Origin of the sequence: Arthrobacter sp. SLBN-112, assembly GCF_030944625.1 — a bacterium.
Taxonomy (GTDB): domain Bacteria; phylum Actinomycetota; class Actinomycetes; order Actinomycetales; family Micrococcaceae; genus Arthrobacter.
The window spans coordinates 1,973,171-1,992,930 of the sequence record NZ_JAUSXY010000001.1 but is presented as its reverse complement, the minus strand read 5'-3'; the positions used below and the strand labels follow the sequence as shown (position 1 = coordinate 1,992,930).

The window sequence follows — 19,760 nt, the reverse complement described above, 5'->3', positions numbered from 1 at the left end:
AAGGGAACGGTCCGCTAGGGTACCGGGTTCCGGGCGTCGTACTGGCGGAATCCCGGCTGCAGTTGCGCCGCCAGCCATGCGCCCGCAATGCACAACGCACCGCCAAGCAACAGGACCCAGCCCTCATTCAGAATCCTAGTCGCGCCGCCGGCCAGCAGGTCGCCGATCCGCGGACCGCCGGCCACCACCACGATGAAGACGCCCTGCAGCCGCCCGCGAAGGTGGTCCGGGGCGGCGGCCTGGAGGATGGTGTTACGGAAGACGCTGCTGATGGAGTCCGCGATGCCGGCCAGGGCGCAGCAGATGGCGGCGGCCAGCAACCACAGGGTGATGCCACCGCCCGGCGCGCGGCCGGCCAGCAACACCACCAGTCCGAAGGCTCCGATGGATGCGCCCCAGCCCATCACGGAAATAACGACGGCGGTCCCTTGGCGGCGCACACTGCCCAGCGGCCCGGAGAACAGCCCGGCAAGGAAGGCGCCGACGGCGGTGCAGGCCAGCAGGATGCCCACCGTCGCCTCTCCACCGCCGATCATCACGGCCGCAACAGCGGGCAGCAGCGCCCGCGGCTGGGCGAGGATCATGGCAATGAGGTCGATGATGAACGTCATGCGGAGGTTGGGCCGGGTGCCAAGGAACCTGAATCCCTCAATTACGGAGCGGATTCCCGCCTTGCGGTGGCCCCCGGTGGGCGCCATGGGCGGAAGCCGGTACACAGCCCACAGGACGAACGCGAAGCTCACGAAGTCGATGGTGTAGGTCCAGCTGAACCCCAGCCACGCGACCAGGAGGCCGGCCAACAGTGGCCCGGCAGTCATGGCCAGGCCCAGCGAAAGCATGCTCAGGGCGTTGGCGGCGGGCAGGAGCTCCTTGCGGATGAGCATGGGGATGATGGCGCTGCGGGCCGGCTGGTTGATGGCCTGCGCACCGCTTTGCAGTGCCACCAGCAGGTACAGCACCCATACGTTGCCCAGCTGCACCCAGGCCTGCAGGGCAATGAGGCCGGTGGTCAGCCAGAGCACGGTGGTGGCCAGCAGGGCGATGCGCCTGCGGTCGTGGGCATCGGCGATGGAGCCGCCCATCAGGCCACCGAATACCAGGGGAACCAATGCGAAGACGCCCAGCAGGCCCACATAAAAGCTGTCCTGGGTCAGCCGGTACACCTCGAGGCTCACCGCCACCAGCGTGAGTTGGCTGCCGACGGCGGATACCGCTGAGCCGAGCCAGAGCCTGCGGAATGCGGGGCTCTCCTTGAGCGGCGTCATGTCAGCAAGCAGTTTCCCCACCCTGCAACCCTAATGTCACCGGGGGCGCCCTGCCGTTCACCAGAGGTTGGCAGGAGGTTAGCCAGGCCTTATTGCGATAAAGTCAAAATAAGTGTTTCAATGGAGCCATGACGGAACACTTTGACGGCCAGGACGCATGGGCAGCAGCCCTGCGTGCCCACGGCCGCAGGGTGACCAAGCAGCGGCTTGCCGTGCTCGCCGCCGTCGAACGCCACCCGCATTCACCTGCCGAAAGCATCCTGGCCGCCGCGCGCGCCGAACTGCCGGAACTGACGGCCCAGTCGGTCTACGTGGTCCTTGGCGACCTGACGGACCTGCACATGCTGCGCCGCTTCGAACCGCCACACTCCCCCGCCCTGTACGAGACGCGCGTGGGTGACAACCACCACCACGCCATCTGCATCAGCTGCGGGCGCGTGGAGGACGTGGACTGCGCCGTCGGCCACGCCCCGTGCCTCACTCCCCACTGGAACCCTGACGCCAAGCCGATGACCATCCAGATCGCCGACGTCATGTACCAGGGCATCTGCCAGGACTGCCAGCGGGCCCAACAACTTCCTCCCCAATCGTCCCTTGCAAGTAACAGAGAAATAGGAGAACAATGACTGCCGTTTCCACAACCCAGTCAGGTGCGCCGGTTACGTCCGACGCTCACTCGAAGTCAGTTGGTGCCGACGGTGCCATCATCCTGACCGACCACTACCTGGTGGAAAAACTTGCCCAGTTCAACCGCGAACGGGTTCCGGAGCGCGTAGTGCACGCCAAGGGTGGCGGCGCATTCGGCACCTTCAAGGCCTCCGAGGACATCTCCAAGTACACCAAGGCTGCGTTCCTGCAGCCCGGCGCCGAGACCGAGATGCTGATCCGTTTCTCCTCCGTCGCCGGTGAGAACGGCTCCCCGGACACCTGGCGCGATCCCCGCGGTTTCGCCGTGAAGTTCTACACCACCGAGGGCAACTACGACCTCGTGGGCAACAACACCCCCGTCTTCTTCATCCGCGACGGCATCAAGTTCCCGGACTTCATCCACTCCCAGAAGCGCCTGCCGGGCACGCACCTGCGCGACGCCGACATGCAGTGGGACTTCTGGACCCTGTCCCCCGAGTCCGCACACCAGGTCACCTGGCTCATGGGTGACCGCGGCCTGCCCGCTTCCTGGCGCGAAATGCAGGGCTACGGCTCGCACACCTACCAGTGGATCAACGCCGAGGGCGAGCGCTTCTGGGTCAAGTACCACTTCAAGTCCAACCAGGGCGTGAACTCCATGAGCAGCGAGCAGGCCGAGCAGCTCGCCGGCTCCGACGCGGACTTCTATATCCGCGACCTGTCCGAGAACATCGCCGCCGGCAACTTCCCCTCCTGGGACCTGCACGTCCAGGTGATGCCGTACGAGGACGCCAAGACCTACCGCTTCAACCCGTTCGACCTGACCAAGGTGTGGCCGCACAGCGACTACCCGCTGATCAAGGTTGGCACCATGGAGCTGAACCGCAACCCGGAGAACTACTTCGCGCAGATCGAGCAGGCCACCTTCGCGCCGTCGAACTTCGTACCCGGCATTGCCGCCTCGCCGGACAAGATGCTGCAGGCCCGCATCTTCTCCTACGCCGATGCGCACCGCTACCGCGTGGGCACCAACCACGCCCAGATCCCGGTGAACCAGCCCAAGAACCAGGTCAACAACTACAGCCAGGACGGGCAGGGACGCTTCCTGTTCAACGCCCCCTCGGTTCCGGTCTACGCCCCCAACTCCGTGGGTGGCCCTGCTGCAGTTGAGCCGCAGAACCCGGCCGGCGGCTGGGAGAACGACGGCGAGTTGACCCATGCCGCGCACTCCCTCCACGCCGAGGACAGCGACTTCGTCCAGGCCGGTGCGCTCTACCGCGAGGTCTACGACGAGGCAGCCAAGGCCCGCTTCCTGGAGACCATCACCGGTGCCGTGGGCGGCGTCAAGAGCCCGGGCATCAAGGAACGCGCCATCCAGTACTGGACCAACGTTGACGCAGAACTTGGCGCCAAGCTGCGCGCCAACCTCGGCGCGGGGGATGCCCCCTCGGCTCCGGCCTCGGATGCAGAGTCCGCCAACAAGATCGGCTAGCACTGCACTGTCCGGCCAACCGGACCGATTGGAACACCCCGCTCCCGGCCTGCCCGGGGGCGGGGTGTTCTGCTGTCTGCGCTGCGGTTTTGCACATAGGGTGCCGGAGGTCTGGCCGGTCAAGGACGGCGGCCTTAGGCTCCGTACATGAACACTTTCGCAGGCATTCCCCCGGAAGCCTTCAGCTTCTACGCACAGCTGGAAGAGAACAACAACCGCGACTGGTGGCTCGAACACAAAGGCATCTACGAAGAAGCGGTCAAGGAGCCACTCACCCTCCTGCTCTCCGAACTGGAGCCCGAGTTCGGCCCAGCCAAGCTGTTCCGCCCCAACCGGGATATCCGCTTTTCGCCGGACAAGTCGCCGTACAAGACGGCCCAAGGCGCATTCGCCGCACGCCAGGAAGGCGTTGGGTTCTATCTCCAAATCAACGCTGACGGACTGTTGATCGGCGGCGGCTACCATTCCCATACTCCCGCGCAGCTGGCCCGGTTCCGCTCCGCCGCGGATGCTTCCGCCAGCGGGTCCGCCCTGCAGGACATTGTGGACGCCGTGGCCGGGGCAGGTTTTGCCATCGAGGGCGAGAAACTGAAGACCGTCCCGCGGGGATTCGACAAAGACCATCCGCGTGCCGAACTGCTGAAGCACAAATCGTTGTCCGCAGGGGTCGAGGTCGGCCAGCCCGACTGGGTCTCCACACCGGCGGTGAAAGAGCAGGTCGCGGAACGGTGGCGGAAACTCCGTCCGCTCGTGGAGTGGGTGGGCCGCTACGCAGCCCCCTGACGCCTTAGGGTCCTGCGTCGGCCAGGCGCGTCTCGAGGTTGTTGAAGAACACTGTCAGCATCAGTTCGAATGCTTTTGTGGCGGCGTCTGGCTGGTTCATCACCACGAAATCGAACTGCAGGCCGTAGAAGGTGGAGGTGAAAAGCCTGGCATCGGTGTCCGCATATTCCTCGGGAATGCCCTGGACCATCAGCCAGTCGCGGGTTTTGTGGTGCAGCAGGCGGAAATGCTCCTGCGCGGTGCCCCGGGGCGTGGCAGCCACAATGTCCTGCGAGGTAGCCTCGAATTCGAGCCTGGTCAGGTGCCGGTTCCGCTGGGCCATGGTCCACTGCCACGAGTCGAGCAGGAAGGCCCGCCAGGCTTCCCGGTCAATGTCGCGCACATCGGTGTTGCGCATCCGGTTCAGGCGCGACTCGATGGACACCACGATGTCGTTGATCAACTGCTCCCGGCTGCCGAAGTGGTACACCAGCGTGTAGGAACTCATCCCCAGGCCCTCTGCGAGGCTCCGGAAGCTCAGTTCGGCCAGGGTCTTGTCCATCAGGTAGTCAAGGATGGCAGCAAGCAGTTCCGCTTTGCGTTCTGACCGGGAGGGACGTGCCATACATCCATCCTAGGAGCGGGAAACGCCACTGCCCGCCCGGCAGGGGCCGGGCGGGCAGTTTCACCAGGGGTGAGGGGTCGGTCAGGTCCGGGACAACTCGTCCTCGTCGTCGGACTCCTCGGCAGCCCGCCGGCCGGTGACCGGGCCGCTGTTGACGGACGCGGTGGCTTCGGCGAAGCGTTCGTTGAGCCGCGAGTGGCGCTGGCCGTAGGCAAAGTAGATGGCGAGGCCGATGACCAGCCAGAACGCAAAGAAGATCCAGGTCTCCACGGCGAGGTTGGTCATCAGGTACAGGCACAAAACCGCGGAGACAACCGGCAGCACCTTGCCAAACGGGACACGGAAGGCCGGCTTCAGGTCCGGGCGCTTCTTGCGGAGCACCAGAATTCCCAGGCTCACCACCACGAACGCGGAGAGCGTGCCGATGTTGATCATTTCCTCCAGCAGGTCCACGTTGGTAAGGCCCGCAACCAGGGCCACCGCGGCGCCGCAGATGATCTGCAGGCGCGCCGGGGTGGAACGCTTTTCGCTGGTCTTGGACAGGGCCCGTGGCAGCAGGCCGTCGCGGCTCATGGCCAGCACCACGCGGGACAGGCCCATGAGGAGCACCATGATCACGGTGGTCAGGCCCACCAGGGAGCCGAAGGCGATGACCTTGGCCGCTGACGTGTCCCCCACTGCCTCGAAGGCGGTGGTAAGCGTGGGACTCTTGGCCTCGGCCAGCTGGGTGTAGGACACCATGCCGGTCAGTGCCAGGGACACCAGGATGTAGAGCAGCGTGACCAGGGCCAGGCCGCCAAAGATGCCGCGGGGCAGCGTCTTTTGCGGGTTCTTCACTTCCTCGGCCGAGGTAGCCACCACGTCGAAACCGATGAAGGCGAAGAATACCAGGGCGGCACCGGCGAAGATGCCCAGGGTGCCGTACTGGGCCGGGGCAGCACCGGTAAGGAAACCGAAGAAGGACTGCTTCAGCACGTACGCACCGCCGGTGCCGGCGGTGGGCTCCGCTGCCGGAACGAACGGCGCGTAGTTTTCGACCTTGACGTAGGTGAAGCCCACCACGATCACGAACAGCACCACGCCGATCTTGATCAGGGTGAAGATGTTGCCGACGCGGGCAGAGAGCTTGGTGCCCAGGACCAGCAGCACGGTGAAGATGGCCACGATCAGGAAGGCGCCCCAGTAGAGGTCCACGCCGCCGAGGGGGATGGCGGGCGGGATGTCGGCCCCGGTGAGGGCAAAGACCTTGCTGAGGTAGATGCCCCAGTATTTGGCGATCACGGCGGCGGCGGTGAACAACTCCAGGATCAGGTTCCAGCCGATGATCCAGGCAAGGAGTTCGCCCATGGTGGCGTACGTGAAGACGTAGGCTGAACCGGCCACGGGGATTGCGGTGGCGAACTCGGCGTAGCACATGATGGCCAGCGCGCAGGTCACGGCGGCGATGGCGAAGGACAGCGTGACGGCGGGGCCGGCAAAGTTTGCGGCAGCCTTGGCGCCAACGGAAAAGATGCCGGCGCCCACGGCAACGGCGACACCCATGATCATGAGGTCCCAGGTGCTGAGGGAACGCTTGAGCTTGCGTCCGGGTTCATCGGCGTCGGCGATCGATTGCTCGATGGATTTTGTCCGCAGAAGATTCATTGGGAGGTCACAATCCTGGTTTGTGATGGAAACAGACCTATCAACGATAGTGTCCATCCACTGGACGGCCCCAATTGTCCCGAATAGTGAGACGGCTATTTCGCCGAACTTTATTCCGCCAACGTGCTCGGGGCCCTCCTGGTGGAGGGCCCCGAGGCGTTTTTGACCGAACTTCCTAGACGGGCCAGTCCATCAGGGTTGAGCGGATCAGGAAGCGTTTGCCCTCCGGCGCCTCCACCGAAAACCCGCTTCCCCGGCCCGGTACGACGTCCACGGCCAGATGCGTGTGGCTCCAGTAAGTGAACTGTTCCCTGGACATCCAGAACTCCAAAGGCATCGGCTGCCCTCCATCCGACAGGTCGAACAGTCCCAGCAGGACGTCTGAATCCCCCGTGGTGAATTCCCCTGCCGGGTAGCACATTGGCGAGGACCCGTCACAGCAGCCGCCTGACTGGTGGAACATGAGCGGACCGTGCCGCTCCCAGAGCATCCGGAGCAGGTCTACGGCCGCGGGCGTGAGGGCCACCCGGGAAAAGTCTTCCCCGGGCAGCGTCACCGCGGCCTCAAGCCCTTGAATGCGCATCAGAACTTCAGCACCACGCGGCCGTCGATCTTGGCATGCTTCATCTCGTCGAACACCGCGTTGACCTCGGAAAGCTCCCGCACGGAGACCGTGGGGTGGATCTTCCCCCGGGCGTAGAAGTCCAAGGCTTCCTCGAGGTCCTGGCGGGTGCCCACGATCGAGCCGCGGACCGTCAACCCCTTGAGCACAATGTCAAAGATCGGCGCGGGAAAGTCCCCCGGCGGCAGTCCGTTGAACACAATGGTGCCGCCACGGCGGGCCATCCCGATGGCCTGCCCGAACGCTGACGGGTGCACCGCAGTAACCAGGACTCCATGGCATCCTCCTGTTTCACGCTGGATCACTTCGGCCGGGTCTTCATGCAGGGCGTTGACTGTTACTTCGGCGCCGTGGGCCTTTGCCAGGGCAAGTTTGTCGTCGGCGATATCCACCGCGGCGACACGCAGGCCCATGGCCACGGCATACTGGACGGCGATGTGGCCCAGCCCGCCGATGCCGGAGATGGTGACCCACTGGCCCGGCCTCGCCTCCGTCATCTTCAGGCCTTTGTAGACGGTGACGCCGGCGCAGAGCACCGGGGCCACCTCGACGGGGTCGGATCCCGCCGGTATGCGGGCCGCGAAGCGCGAGTCCACGAGCATGTACTCCCCGAAGGAGCCGTCCACGCTGTAGCCGCCGTTCTGCTGTGCCTCGCACAGGGTTTCCCAGCCGGTGCGGCAGTACTGGCAGTCGCCGCAGGCGGACCACAGCCAGGCGTTGCCCACGAGGTCGCCGATGGCGAGATCGGTGACGCCCTCGCCCAGGGCCACCACTTCGCCCACCCCCTCGTGGCCGGGAACGAACGGCGGCGTGGGCTTCACCGGCCAGTCGCCCTCCGCGGCGTGGAGGTCGGTGTGGCAGACACCGGTGGTGAGCACCTTGACCAGTGCCTGCCCGGGCCCGGGCACCGGGACGGCGATGTCCTGGACGGACAGGTCCGTGCCGAATTCGGTTACTACTGCTGCGTGCATTGTCGTCGTCATTGGCGATATCCTTGCGTCGTTGTAGTGGGTGTGGTGCGGCCGGACCTAAAAGAAGCCCAGCTTGTTCTCGTCGTAGCTGACCAGCAGGTTCTTGGTCTGCTGGTAGTGGTCCAGCATCATCGCGTGGTTCTCGCGCCCGATGCCCGAGGACTTGTAGCCGCCAAACGCGGCACCCGCCGGGTAGGCGTGGTAGTTGTTGACCCAGACACGGCCGGCCTGGATTTCACGGCCGGCGCGATAGGCCACGTTGCCGTTGCGGGACCAAACGCCGGCGCCCAGGCCGTACAGGGTGTCATTGGCGATGCCCATGGCGTCGTTGTAGTCGCTGAACCGGGTCACGGCCACAACGGGCCCGAAGATCTCCTCCTGGAAGATCCGCATCCGGTTGTGCCCCTCGAATACAGTGGGCTGGACGTAGAAGCCGCCTGCCAGATCACCCGGCAGTTCGGCGCGGGCTCCACCGGTGAGCACCTTGGCGCCTTCCTGCTTTCCGATGTCGATGTAGGACAGGATCTTCTCAAGCTGGTCGTTGGACGCCTGCGCACCAACCTGGGTCTCGGTATCCAGCGGGTTGCCCTGGATCATCTTTTCCACCCGGGCCACGGCGTCCGCCATGAAGGACTCGTAAATGTCCTCCTGAACCAGGGCGCGGGACGGGCACGTGCAGACCTCCCCCTGGTTGAACGCGAACAATGCGAAGCCCTCCTGGGCTTTGTCGTAGAAGGCGTCGTTCTCCTGGGCAACATCGTTGAAGAAGATGTTGGGGCTCTTGCCTCCCAGCTCCAGCGTGACAGGGATGAGGTTCTGGCTGGCGTACTGGCTGATCAGGCGGCCCGTGGTGGTCTCGCCGGTGAAGGCGATCTTGCGGATCCGCGGGCTGGACGCGAGCGGTTTGCCGGCCTCCACGCCGAAGCCGTTGACCACGTTAAGGACGCCGGCCGGGAGGAGATCACCGATGAGCTCCATCAGGACCAGGATGGACGTGGGCGTCTGTTCGGCCGGCTTGAGGACCACGGTGTTGCCGGCGGCGAGCGCCGGGGCCAGTTTCCAGACGGCCATCAGGATGGGGAAGTTCCAGGGGATGATCTGGCCTACGACGCCGAGCGGTTCGTGGAAGTGGTAGGCGGTGGTGTTGTCATCCAGTTGGGACAGGCTGCCTTCCTGGGCCCGGACGGCGGAAGCGAAGTAGCGGAAGTGGTCCGAGGCCAGCGGAAGGTCTGCGTTGAGGGTTTCGCGGACGGGCTTGCCGTTGTCCCAGGTTTCGGCGACGGCGAGCATTTCGAGGTTTTCGTCGATCCGGTCCGCGATCTTGTTCAGGATGGCGGCCCGTTCAGCCACGGAGGTCTTCCCCCAGGACGGTGCCGCTTTGTGGGCTGCGTCCAGTGCCAGCTCGATGTCCTCCGCGGTGCCGCGAGCCACCTCGCAGAAGGCCTTGCCCGTGACCGGGGTGATGTTTTCGAAGTACTGGCCCTTCACCGGGGCCACCCATTCGCCACCAATCCAGTTCTCGTACCGGTCCTTGAAGGTGACCTTCGAACCGTCGGTTCCTGGCTGTGCGTAAACGGTCATTGCTTAGCTCCTTTGCTGTGCAGTTTGGCCTGCCCACAAGGGGCCCGCCGTTGGAGCCAGCGTAGGAGCTCGAAGGTTGCAGCAAGGTTGCAGCGGTGGAATCCGGTGGTTGAGCCTGTCGAAACCCGGTTTTCGACAGGCTCAACCACCGGGCAGGCCGGGATTTAGGCGCGGAGTTCGGCTTCCAGCCGTTCGAGATCTGCGACGACGGCGGCCCGCTTGGGTGAGCGCGGCGGCAGGAGGCGGAGCACGGCACGGCGGATGCCGACGTCGTCAATCGCCTCGGGAAGCGCGGCGAACTTGAGCAGGGAACTCGGCGCTGCCGTCCGTCAGGACCGCCTCGCGGAGCAGGGATGAAACCCTGTTCCTGAGGTCCACGACGCCGGGGGCCTCGGAGCGGGGCAACACGGCGCCGCGGTAGATCTCCAGCGCAATCCGGTGGGCACCGCGCTGCAGGCAACTGAGGACCTGGCCGGTATCGGCCACGAGGTCCACGGGGAGCCGGTAGGGGCGGGACCCGGGGACGGCCTCGGGGCTGAGCTGCTGGATCACCTTGCGCAGGCGCACCATCTCGGCCCGGAGCGTCATGGTGGAGCCCTCTCCCTGGTACAGCAAAGAACTGAGTTCCCCGGCGGTGAGCCCGTCCGGATGCATGCCCAGCAGGGCCAGGATTTCACTGTGCCGGGCGGACAGGGCAACTGTCTTTCCTCCCAGGCTGAGCAGTGCCTGGTCGCGGCCCAGGAGCTGCAGGCTGTTCCGGTAGAGGCTGCCTTCCGTGGCATCCCGGCCCTGCCTGCCCGCGCCGGCCGGGGACCGTCGTCGTACGGGCTTCCGTGCCAGCTCCGCCGCGTGCTGCAGGCGTTCGACCCGCAGCTGGGCCTGGGCCGCGGCCACCGTTGCCTCCACCAGCGACAAGGTGTGTGGTGCCACCGCGGTGGCCGTCCCCGTGATGTCCACGACGCCCAGGACGGCGCCTGAGTCGGGATCGTGGAAGGGGACTGCGGTGCAACTCCAGGGGTGCACCGCCCGCTGGTAGTGCTCGGCGCCGGCGATCTGGATTCCACGGCCCAGGGCAAGGGCCGTTCCGGGTGCGCTGGTACCAACGCTCGCTTCGGACCAGTTGGCGCCGGGGACGAACATCATGCCTTCGGCCCGGCGCTGGAGCGCGGGATCGCCGTCCACCCAGAGGAGCCTGCCTACCTCGTCCCCTACGGCCACCAGGAGCCCGCTGTCGTGGCTGGGCTGGACCAGGAGCTTGTTGATGACCGGCATGATCGCGGCAAGGGGATGCCGGCGGCGGTAGTCCTCCAGCTCGTCCCAATCGAATGCCAGCGGCGCGGCGGCGTTGTCCGGGTTCGCTTTGAAGCGGGCGGACCGCTGCCAGGATTCGCGGATCAGGGAGCGCAGGCCGGGGATCTCGGGGGTGGCGTCGTCGAACGCGTAGTCCAGGCGCTCGTGTCCCGCCAGCGCGGCACGCTGGCGCGGTTCAGGCTGGATCAGGTTCGTCATCGAACTCCCGGATAGCGCAGGGGTATGGCGGCTATTCTAACCCTGCCTGCCGGGGGCTGGTCCGGCGGACGGTCACCGGGCCGGGCGGGGCAGGTTTATCACCTCTTCAAGGGCGTCTGCCCCGGCAGCTGCGCCGCCTGCGGCCGCGTATCCCTCAGCGACCCTTCGGGCCCCCGGTGTTTTGGTGAGCGCCTCCCGGACGGCAGCCCGCAACGAATCCGGCGTGAGATGTTTCCGGTTGAGGCGCACACCTGCGTCTGCAGCCACAACCCGCGCGGCTACCTCATGCTGGTCACGGCCGAATGGAACCACCACCACGGGCACCCCCTTGGCGAGCGCCTTCTGCGTCGCCCCCATGCCGCCGTGCGTGATCGCAACCGCGGCACGGTCCAGGACCGGACCGTGCGGCACGAAGTGCTCAAGCCGGGCATTGGGCGGAACGGGGCCGAACCGGTCGATGCCGGCAGCCCGGGCGGCGCCCGCCGAACCGGCCCGCGCGGCAGGCAACGTGGCGACGACGGTGAATGGCTCCCCTGCCAGGCCCGCCAGGGCGGTCCGGACGATGGCTTCATCGGCCTGGTATTCGGAGGACGTGGTCACCAGGACAACGGGGTCGGTGGCCGCCCCGAGCCAGGCGGGAAGATCCGCGGGCGGCTCCCACTCCAGGGCGCCAATCATCCGCACGTCCGGGGCCCAGTCCGGATGCGGATACTCGAACGGCTCGGCGGTGGTTACCAGCATCAGCGGTGCGGTGCGGAACATGGAATCGGCGCCGGTCACCGGGGGAAGCATCCCGCCGGAGATGTCGGCCCGCAGGGCGTTGATCCGGGGCAGCATCAGCTTCTCCACCGCGCCAATCACCAGGCGGCGGGCCACCGCATCACGGGCCCTTCCCAGGGGTCCGGCCATGGGGGCAAGCCCCGGGCCAAAGGGCGGCGTTCCGCGTGACTGGAGCGGCGGGGTGTAGGGGCTGAAGGTGGCCCACGGCAACCCTGACGATTCGGCATGGATGCGGGCTCCCCATGCGTTGATGTCGATCAGCAGCAGGTCCGGGCCGACGTCGGCAATGGCTTTCTCCAGATCCGGTGCATCAAAGCGGGCGCGGGCCGCGAAGGTCTCAACGCTGGAAGCCAGGGCGGCCTTCGCGTTCCGGGCGCGGTAATCCGTGGCCTCGATCTCAAGAACCCTGCCATCCATCGGCCCGGCGTGGAACCCCGACTCCGTGAGCATGGAAACCTGCCGGGGAAGGGTACGGACGTGGACATCATGGCCGCGGGCCTTCAGCTCCAGGAGCAGCGGGACCATCGGGAACAGATGGCCGATGGCGGGTGAGGTATAGGCAAGGACGGTTGGCATCAGGGCCTCCGGATGAAGGGCTCAAGCATTTCGTGGAGCGAAAGGGCCACCTGGTCGCGGCTGAGCCCGGCGTCACGGCGGAGCAGTTTCCAGGTGTAGACGTCGCAGACGGCGACGAACTGGGCCAGCCGGCGGTCACGGTCCGGCGTACCCGCCATGGGTTCCAGGAAGGGCGCAAACACCCGTTCGCACCATTGCCGGTGGAGCTGGCGGGCCGCCCCCGTGATGGCGGCGAGGTCCGCGGATGAGTGTTCCTCGGCAAGTAATTTCAGGGCGAGCGCGGCGGTGGTTTCGTAGTGGTCGAGCAGGTTATCGACGGCGGCGTGGACGTCACCGGGTGGAGCGGCATTCCGCTGGGCCGAGACGCGCGCGGCGGCGGACTCTGCCGTGGCGCGGATCAGGCCCGCCCGGTCGCCGAACCGGCGGATGACGGTCTGGACCGTGACGCCCGCCCGCCCCGCCACGGCGTTCAACGTGACGTCAGCGAGCGGCCCTTCCATGAACAGGTCTTCGGTGGCCTGCAGGATGCGGTGACCCGTCTGCGCCGCAGCCGAGGCGCGCTTCCGGGAGTCATAGGCACGGGTCTTTGCCCCGCCGACTTTCATGTTAATTATGCTAACTCGAATATGCGGCGCTGCACAGGGCCGCAGTATCGGGAAGCGTCAGCCGCGGGAGATGCGGATCATTTCCTCGCGTGGCACTACTTTGATGCGCTCGCGCGCCACGTGGTCCAGCCCTTCGGGGCCGGTCCAGGCAGCACCGAGGCCGGCCTCGTGGGCGTCGAGCTTGTTCCAGCCCTCCCACGTGGTGTACTCGATGCCGCGCTCTTCCAGGAGGTCGATGATCGCCTGCGGATCCGGGTTCCGGGCCGCAGGGAGGTTCAGCCGGTCCTCCAGCAGGAAGCCGATGGTCTCCAGGGCATCGCCTTTGGTGTGCCCGATCAGGCCCACCGGCCCGCGCTTGATCCAGCCGGTGGCGTAGATTCCGGGGACTGGCTTGCCGCCGGCGTCCAGGACACGGCCGCCCTCATTCGGAATGACGCCGCGCTTGGCGTCATATTCCAGTTCATCGAGCGCCGAGCCGTGGTAGCCAATGGCGCGGTAAACGGCCTGGACGGGGTATTCGACGTACTCCCCCGTGCCCTTGGCGTTGCCGGTCCCGTCCAGCTGCATCCGCTCAAACTTGATGCCGTCCACCTTGCCCGTTCCGTCGTCGAGCACTTCCACCGGGCTGTGCAGGAAGTGCAGGTGCAGCCGGCGGGACGAGGGGTTCTCGGCTTCGGCGTGTTCCTCCACCAGCCAGTTGGTGAGGGTGTTCACCATGGTCTTGATCTGGTTGTTGCTGCGGATGGCCTCGTCCGAGGCGTCGTCGAATTCGAAGTCCTCCGGGTAGAGCACGATGTCCACGTCGTCCATGTGGCTGAGCTCCCGCAACTCCAGCGGGGTGAACTTGACCTGGGCCGGGCCGCGGCGGCCGAAGACGTGGACGTCCGTCACGGGGGATGCCTTCAGGCCCTGGTAGACGTTGTCCGGGATTTCTGTGGTGAGCAGTTCCTCCGGGTGTTTGACCAGCATGCGGGCCACATCCAGGGCCACGTTGCCGTTGCCGATGACGGCGATTTCCTTGGCGTCCAGTGGCCACTCGCGGGGCACGTCCGGGTGGCCGTCGTACCAGGATACGAAGTCCGCTCCGCCGAAGGAGCCGTGCAGGTTGATGCCGGGGATGTCCAGGTCCGCGTCCTTGACTGCGCCGGTGGAGAAGATTACGGCGTCGTAGAACGCGCGGAAGTCGTGCAGGGTCAGGTCCCGGCCGTAGGTCACGTTGCCCAGGAAGCGGATGTCGCCGCGGTCCAGGACCTTGTGCAGGGCGTTGACGATGCCCTTGATCCGTGGATGGTCCGGGGCCACGCCGTAGCGGATCAGCCCGTACGGCGCCGGGTAGGCCTCGAAGAGGTCGATGCTGACCTGGAAGTCGCCGTCCTTCACGCCGCTGGACTTAGTGAGGATGTCCGCAGCATAGACTCCTGCCGGTCCCGCGCCGATGATGGCGACGCGGAGCGGACGGTTGGCGGCGGATTCGCTGTGATTGGACACCGGGAGCCCTTCTGAACTGGTCCTGCTCATGATTCATGCGCTGCATGGTGCAACGCACAAGGCCCCATTCTAGTTGGCGGCCAGGGGCACCACCTGGCCTTCCCGGTACAGGAGTGCCCGCAGTTCGGCTTCGGCGGAGTCCAGCCGCTTCGGATCGATGGTCTCGCCGTCGTGGTAGTGGTCAACAACCCGGGGGTCCACGTAGCTTTTGCGGGCGATCGAGGGGGTGTTTCCCAACGTTTCCGCGGCCTCGATCATGGCCCGGCTGATGGCGCGCTTCCGCTTGGCGGCCGTGCGCAGGGCGCCGGTGCGTGCCAGGCTGGCCGCGGCGGCCGCCGTGCCCCGCAGGGTCCGGAAGTCCTTGGCCGTGAAGTCGGACCCGGTCCGTTCCTTCACGTACGCGTTGATGTCGGCACTGGTGACCGGGCGCCACTTCCCGCCGTCCTTGTAGGCCAGCAGCCGGGCATTCGGGCCACGGCGCTTGAGCAGGCGCAGGAGGTCGGCGAGGTCGGGGTCGCGGATTTCCGATTCCCAGTCCTTGCCGCTCTTGGCCGGGAAGCTCAGGAGGATCCTGTCCTTGCGCACCCGGACGTGGGCACACAGCAGCGTGGCCAGGCCGCGGCTGCCGTTTTCGTTGGTGTAGCGCTCGGAGCCGACCCGCAGGGATCCGCTGTCCAGCATTCGGAAGGCTGCCGCCAGGACGCGCTCCCGGGTAAAGCCCTCGCTCCGCAGGTCCATGGTGACCTTGCGGCGGGCCGCGGGCAGCGATTCGGCCAACTGGAGGGACCGGTCGAACTTCAGCCGGTCCTTACGCTGGCGCCACTCGGGATGATAGATGTATTGGCGGCGTCCCAACCGCGTCCAGGCCGGTTGCCTGGATATGGCCGTTCTCGAACGGGGCGATCCAGACGTCGGTCCACGCCGGGGGAATGCCGATGCTTTCCAGCCGGTCCCGCACGGGTCCGGGCGGCAGGGTGGAACCGTCGAGGTCCCGGTAACTGAAGCCTGTTCCTGCGGCCACCCTGCGGTAGCCGCGGCCGGAGGCGTTGCTGCGCCGGAGTCTCATCGGGCGCCGGATGGCCGGTAGGCAGATGTCATAAAAGAAAGCCTACTGACTGTTTTCGGGTTTGCCCGCGCTCCGGCTGGAATACCTGCCCCGGGGCTGCTGTTATGGACATCGTGCCCATGCCAGAACGAACGTCCCAAACCGCCCCTGAAACCACGTCCCCAGCGCCCGGGCAGAAGCCCGCGGCCACCACGGGCCCCAAACCCGTTGCAAAGGACACGACGGCGGGCATGCTGTTCGGCATCGGGGCGTACGTTTTGTGGGGGCTGCTCCCCCTGTACTTCTTCATCCTCATGCCTGCGGGCGCCGTCGAAATCGTCGCCAACCGCGTGGTGTGGTCACTGCTGTTCTGCGCCCTCCTGATCACCGTAACCCGGACCTGGGGCGTGCTTGCGGCGGCAGTGAAGGACCGGCGCGTGTTTGGTCCGCTCGCGTTGGCGGCGTTCCTGATCGCGATCAACTGGTTGACCTACACCTACGGCGTGACCACCGGGCAGGCGGTGGAAACCTCGCTGGGCTACTTCATCAACCCGCTCGTGTCCGTTTTGTTGGGCGTGTTCGTCCTGAAGGAACGCCTCCGGCCGCTCCAGTGGGCCGCCGTCGGCGTCGGCTTCATCGCCGTGGGCGTGCTGACCTACTCCTACGGGAAACTTCCCTGGATCGCCCTGACGCTGGCTTTCAGCTTCGGCCTGTACGGGTTCGTCAAGAACCGGGTGGGCTCCAGGGTGGACGCGATCACCAGCCTGAGTGTGGAAACCATGGTCCTGGCCCCGCTGGCGGCGGTGGCGATGGTTGTCCTGGCCGCGGGCGGCACCTCCACGCTGACCAGCCAGGGAGCGGGGCACTTCTGGCTGCTGCTGGCCTCCGGCGTCATTACCGCGGTTCCGCTGCTCTTCTTCGGCGCCTCTGCCCGGCGGCTGCCGATGACCACCATCGGGTTGCTTCAGTATTTCGCCCCGGTGCTGCAATTCCTGGTGGCGCTGCTGGTTTTCCGGGAGGCCATGACCATGGAGCGCTGGATCGGGTTCGGAGTGGTGTGGCTGGCCCTGCTGCTGCTCACCCTGGACATGCTTGGGACGGCACGCCGGAATTCGCTGGCCCGGAGGGCGGCACTCCGGGCCGCCGCCTGAAAACGGGCAACGCAAAGAAGGTGGGCTCCCAACAGGGAGCCCACCTTCTTTGCGTTGCCGGAGGGAGTCGTTCCGGTTAGGCGTTGGCCTTGATGGCGGCGGCGAGAACTTCCAGGCCGTCGGCCAGCAGTTCGTCGGTAATGACCAGCGGGGGCAGCAGGCGGATGACGTTGCCGTAGGTGCCGCAGGTGAGGATGATGACGCCTTCCTTGAGGCAGGCGGCGGCCACGGCCTTGGTCAGTTCCGGGTTGGGTTCCTTGGAACCGGCCTGGACGAGTTCGACGGCGAGCATGGCACCGCGGCCACGGACGTCGCCGATCACGGCGGTATCGGCAGCGGCCAGTTGGGCCTGCAGGTCGCGGAGCCGGCCCAGCGCGAGTTCCTCGATGTGGCGGGCACGACCGTTGAGGTCGTATTCCTCCATGGACCCGATTGATGCCAGTGCTGCGGCGCACGCCACGGGGTTGCCGCCGTAGGTGCCGCCCAGGCCCCCCGGGTGGACGGCGTCGAGCAGGTCGGCGCGGCCGGTAATGGCGGACAGCGGCATGCCGCCGGCGATGCCCTTGGCCATCGTCATGATGTCCGGGACAACGCCCTCGTGGTTGACGGCGAACCATTCACCCGTACGGCAGAAGCCGGACTGGACTTCGTCGGCGATGAAGACGATGCCCTTGTCCTTGGCCCAGGCGGCGAGTGCGGGCAGGAAGCCCTCGGCGGGGACGATGAAGCCGCCCTCACCCTGGATGGGTTCGATGATGATCGCGGCGACCTGGTCGCCGCCGATCTGCTTCTCGATCATGGTGATGGCGCGCTTTGCTGCCTCGGCACCGGTGATGGCGGGGTTTTCCTCGCGGTACGGGTAGCTCATGGGCATCCGGTAGACCTCGGGGGCGAAGGGGCCGAAGTTGGTCTTGTACGGCATGGCCTTGGCGGTTAGTGCCATGGTCAGGTTGGTGCGGCCGTGGTAGGCGTGGTCGAAGGCGACGACGGCGTCCCGGCCGGTTGCCAGGCGTGCCACCTTGATGGCGTTCTCCACGGCCTCGGCGCCGGAGTTGAAGAGCACGGTGCGCTTTTCGTGGTCGCCGGGGGTGAGGCGGTTCAGCTGCTCGGCAACCGCGACGTAGCCCTCGTAGGGGGTGACCATGAAGCAGGTGTGGGTGAAGTGCTCCACCGCTTCCTTGACGGCACCGACGACGGCGGGATCGGAAGCGCCCACGCTGGTCACGGCAATGCCGGAGCCGAGGTCGATGAAGGAGTTGCCGTCGACGTCATGGATGATGCCGCCGTCCGCGTCCGCCACGTACACGGGAACGCTGGAGGCGACGCCGGCGGCCACCACGGACTTGCGGCGTTCGGTCAGGGCCACGGACTTGGGGCCCGGGAAGTCGGCCTGGACGTTGCGCTTCTGCTCGAGGCGGAACGTGATGTCTGATGCGGTGGTGGTCATGGGGGTTCTTTCTGTGCTGGTGGTTGAGCTTGCCGAAACCCGGGTTTCGGCAAGCTCAACCAGCGGGGAAATGGTCAGGCGTCGAGGGCGGACATGACGTGCTTGATGCGGGTGTAGTCCTCCACCCCGTACATGGAGAGGTCCTTGCCGTAACCGGACTGCTTGAAGCCGCCGTGCGGCATTTCGGCCGTGAGGAGGATGTGGGTGTTGATCCAGACGGCACCGAAGTCCAGGTCGCGGCTTAGCCGCATGGCGGTGCCGTGGTTGGTGGTCCAGACGCTGGAGGCCAGGGCGTAGTCGACGTCGTTGGCCAGGGCCACGGCTTCTTCCTCAGTGCTGAACTTCTGCACGGTGATGACCGGGCCGAAGGTTTCCTTCTGCACGACGTCGTCGGTCTGCTTGGCGCCGGTGATGATGGTGGGCTCGAAGAAGAAGCCCTTCTCCCCTGCGCGGTGGCCGCCGGTTTCGATCCGGCAGTTGGCGGGCAGGTTCTCCACCACGGAAGTCACCGCGTTGAAGTGGTTGATGTTGTTCAGCGGGCCGAAGTAGTTGTCTTCGTCGTTCTGCGAGCCGGTGTGCAGGGTCCTGGTGTGTTCCACCATGGCCGCCACGACGTCGTCGTGCACTGATTCCTCCACCAGCACCCTGGTGATGGCGGTGCAGTCCTGGCCGGCGTTGAAGAACGCGAACTCGGCGATGGCCGCGGCGCTCTTCTTGATGTCGGCATCCTTGAACACGATGGCCGGAGCCTTGCCGCCCAGCTCCAGGTGCGCGCGCTTGAGGCCCTTGGCCGCACCGGTGGCGACGGCGATCCCGGCGCGGACGGACCCGGTGATGGACACCAGGCCGGGGACCTTGTGCTCCACCATCATGGCGCCGGTTTCGCCGGTGCCCAGGACAACGTTGAGGACGCCGGCAGGGAGGATCTCCCCGGCGAGGCGGGCCAGCACCAGGGTGGACTCCGGCGTGGTGTCGGAGGGCTTGAGGACCACGGTGTTGCCGGCGGCCAGGGCGGGACCGATCTTCCAGATGGCCATCAGGAACGGGTAGTTCCACGGCGCCACCTGGGCCACCACACCGATGGGTTCGCGGCGGACGTAGGAGGTGTGGCCCTCGAAGTACTCGCCGGCGGACTTGCCTTCCAGGATCCGGGCGGCGCCGGCGAAGAAGCGCAGCTGGTCTGCGCCGGCAGCCACTTCCTCGGAGGCGATGAGGGAGCGGACCTGGCCGGTGTTGCGGTGCTGGGCTTCAACGAGTTCGTCGCTGTTGGCCTCGATGGCGTCGGCGAGCTTGAGCAGCATCAGCTGGCGCTGGCCCGGGGTGACGTGCTTCCAGGTCCGGAATGCGTCCTTCGCGGCGGCCATGGCGGCGTCGACATCGGCCTGCACGGAAACGGGGGCGTGTGCCACCACTTCGCCGCTGGCGGGGTTGACCACGTCCAGCAGGGCAGTGCCGGCCGGGGTGACGAACGCGCCGTTGATGAAGTTTTGCAAGGTTTGGACCACGGTGTGCAACCTCTTTCGTAGGAGCCATCGGCGCCCGGCGGAGGCCGGGACGGATGGATGGAACT

15 protein-coding genes and 2 pseudogenes are annotated in these 19,760 nt (G+C 66.4%); 4 read left to right on the top strand and 13 right to left on the bottom strand.

Going from position 1 to position 19,760, the window contains the following annotated elements:
* Positions 1–14: 14 nt before the first annotated feature.
* Entirely contained in the window at positions 15–1,286 is a 1,272-nt protein-coding gene (locus tag QF050_RS09360; protein WP_308930202.1) for an MFS transporter, read from the bottom strand.
* 107 nt (positions 1,287–1,393) lie between these two features.
* On the opposite strand from QF050_RS09360, the gene QF050_RS09355 reads away from it, so the two are divergent.
* The 3 genes from QF050_RS09355 (at position 1,394) to QF050_RS09345 (ending at position 4,167) form a co-directional block, all read left to right on the top strand.
* Complete coding sequence (locus tag QF050_RS09355; RefSeq protein ID WP_308930201.1) at positions 1,394–1,891, top strand: Fur family transcriptional regulator; 498 nt, start codon at positions 1,394–1,396, stop codon at positions 1,889–1,891.
* Complete coding sequence (locus QF050_RS09350) at positions 1,888–3,384, top strand: catalase (RefSeq protein ID WP_308930200.1); 1,497 nt, start codon at positions 1,888–1,890, stop codon at positions 3,382–3,384. The genes QF050_RS09355 and QF050_RS09350 overlap by 4 nt, the downstream gene beginning before the upstream one ends.
* 147 nt (positions 3,385–3,531) lie before the next feature.
* Entirely contained in the window at positions 3,532–4,167 is a 636-nt protein-coding gene (locus QF050_RS09345) for a DUF2461 domain-containing protein (RefSeq protein WP_308930199.1), read from the top strand.
* Between the two features lie 4 nt (positions 4,168–4,171).
* Here the strand turns inward: QF050_RS09345 and QF050_RS09340 are convergent, their stop codons facing one another.
* The 10 genes and pseudogenes from QF050_RS09340 to QF050_RS09295 form a co-directional block, all read right to left on the bottom strand.
* Complete coding sequence (locus QF050_RS09340; protein WP_308930198.1) at positions 4,172–4,771, bottom strand: TetR/AcrR family transcriptional regulator; 600 nt, start codon at positions 4,769–4,771, stop codon at positions 4,172–4,174.
* An 81-nt stretch (positions 4,772–4,852) separates the two neighbouring features.
* Entirely contained in the window at positions 4,853–6,415 is a 1,563-nt protein-coding gene (locus tag QF050_RS09335; protein WP_308930197.1) for an amino acid permease, read from the bottom strand.
* A 175-nt stretch (positions 6,416–6,590) separates the two neighbouring features.
* Complete coding sequence (locus tag QF050_RS09330; protein ID WP_308930196.1) at positions 6,591–6,998, bottom strand: DUF779 domain-containing protein; 408 nt, start codon at positions 6,996–6,998, stop codon at positions 6,591–6,593.
* Positions 6,998–8,020 (bottom strand): alcohol dehydrogenase AdhP, encoded by a 1,023-nt coding sequence (adhP, locus tag QF050_RS09325; RefSeq protein ID WP_308930195.1) that lies wholly within the window; start codon positions 8,018–8,020, stop codon positions 6,998–7,000. The genes QF050_RS09330 and adhP overlap by 1 nt, the downstream gene beginning before the upstream one ends.
* 45 nt (positions 8,021–8,065) lie before the next feature.
* Positions 8,066–9,589 (bottom strand): aldehyde dehydrogenase family protein, encoded by a 1,524-nt coding sequence (locus QF050_RS09320; RefSeq protein ID WP_308930194.1) that lies wholly within the window; start codon positions 9,587–9,589, stop codon positions 8,066–8,068.
* A 164-nt stretch (positions 9,590–9,753) separates the two neighbouring features.
* Positions 9,754–11,098: pseudogene (locus tag QF050_RS09315) on the bottom strand (GAF domain-containing protein).
* A 72-nt stretch (positions 11,099–11,170) separates the two neighbouring features.
* A complete protein-coding gene (locus tag QF050_RS09310; protein WP_308930193.1) occupies positions 11,171–12,454 on the bottom strand; it encodes a nucleotide disphospho-sugar-binding domain-containing protein in 1,284 nt (427 codons plus the stop codon).
* Entirely contained in the window at positions 12,454–13,059 is a 606-nt protein-coding gene (locus tag QF050_RS09305) for a TetR/AcrR family transcriptional regulator (protein WP_308930192.1), read from the bottom strand. Before QF050_RS09305 ends, QF050_RS09310 begins: the two co-directional genes overlap by 1 nt.
* Before the next feature lie 57 nt (positions 13,060–13,116).
* Positions 13,117–14,577: an FAD-dependent oxidoreductase gene (locus tag QF050_RS09300; protein ID WP_374121514.1), complete on the bottom strand. Its 1,461-nt coding sequence runs from the start codon at positions 14,575–14,577 to the stop codon at positions 13,117–13,119.
* A 39-nt stretch (positions 14,578–14,616) separates the two neighbouring features.
* Positions 14,617–15,613 (bottom strand): annotated as a pseudogene (locus tag QF050_RS09295) (DNA topoisomerase IB).
* Between the two features lie 119 nt (positions 15,614–15,732).
* Between QF050_RS09295 and rarD the strand changes: the two are divergent.
* Complete coding sequence (gene rarD / locus QF050_RS09290) at positions 15,733–16,743, top strand: EamA family transporter RarD (protein WP_308930190.1); 1,011 nt, start codon at positions 15,733–15,735, stop codon at positions 16,741–16,743.
* Between the two features lie 76 nt (positions 16,744–16,819).
* On the opposite strand, the gene gabT is transcribed toward rarD, so the two are convergent.
* Both gabT and QF050_RS09280 read right to left on the bottom strand, forming a co-directional pair.
* Complete coding sequence (gabT, locus tag QF050_RS09285; RefSeq protein WP_308930189.1) at positions 16,820–18,190, bottom strand: 4-aminobutyrate--2-oxoglutarate transaminase; 1,371 nt, start codon at positions 18,188–18,190, stop codon at positions 16,820–16,822.
* 74 nt (positions 18,191–18,264) lie between these two features.
* Positions 18,265–19,695 carry an aminobutyraldehyde dehydrogenase gene (locus tag QF050_RS09280; protein WP_308930188.1) on the bottom strand — a complete coding sequence of 477 codons (1,431 nt, stop codon included), beginning with the start codon at positions 19,693–19,695 and terminating at the stop codon, positions 18,265–18,267.
* Positions 19,696–19,760 lie beyond the last annotated feature (65 nt).

What these genes read in the sequence shown, in the direction of transcription:
- QF050_RS09355 (WP_308930201.1), top strand. Translation starts at nt 1,394, where the DNA reads ATGACGGAACACTTTGACGGCCAGGACGCATGGGCAGCAGCCCTGCGT.
- QF050_RS09350 (WP_308930200.1), top strand. Translation starts at nt 1,888, where the DNA reads ATGACTGCCGTTTCCACAACCCAGTCAGGTGCGCCGGTTACGTCCGAC.
- QF050_RS09345 (WP_308930199.1), top strand. Translation starts at nt 3,532, where the DNA reads ATGAACACTTTCGCAGGCATTCCCCCGGAAGCCTTCAGCTTCTACGCA.
- QF050_RS09340 (WP_308930198.1), bottom strand. Translation starts at nt 4,771, where the DNA reads ATGGCACGTCCCTCCCGGTCAGAACGCAAAGCGGAACTGCTTGCTGCC.
- QF050_RS09335 (WP_308930197.1), bottom strand. Translation starts at nt 6,415, where the DNA reads ATGAATCTTCTGCGGACAAAATCCATCGAGCAATCGATCGCCGACGCC.
- QF050_RS09330 (WP_308930196.1), bottom strand. Translation starts at nt 6,998, where the DNA reads ATGCGCATTCAAGGGCTTGAGGCCGCGGTGACGCTGCCCGGGGAAGAC.
- adhP (WP_308930195.1), bottom strand. Translation starts at nt 8,020, where the DNA reads ATGACGACGACAATGCACGCAGCAGTAGTAACCGAATTCGGCACGGAC.
- QF050_RS09320 (WP_308930194.1), bottom strand. Translation starts at nt 9,589, where the DNA reads ATGACCGTTTACGCACAGCCAGGAACCGACGGTTCGAAGGTCACCTTC.
- QF050_RS09310 (WP_308930193.1), bottom strand. Translation starts at nt 12,454, where the DNA reads ATGCCAACCGTCCTTGCCTATACCTCACCCGCCATCGGCCATCTGTTC.
- QF050_RS09305 (WP_308930192.1), bottom strand. Translation starts at nt 13,059, where the DNA reads ATGAAAGTCGGCGGGGCAAAGACCCGTGCCTATGACTCCCGGAAGCGC.
- QF050_RS09300 (WP_374121514.1), bottom strand. Translation starts at nt 14,577, where the DNA reads ATGAGCAGGACCAGTTCAGAAGGGCTCCCGGTGTCCAATCACAGCGAA.
- rarD (WP_308930190.1), top strand. Translation starts at nt 15,733, where the DNA reads ATGCCAGAACGAACGTCCCAAACCGCCCCTGAAACCACGTCCCCAGCG.
- gabT (WP_308930189.1), bottom strand. Translation starts at nt 18,190, where the DNA reads ATGACCACCACCGCATCAGACATCACGTTCCGCCTCGAGCAGAAGCGC.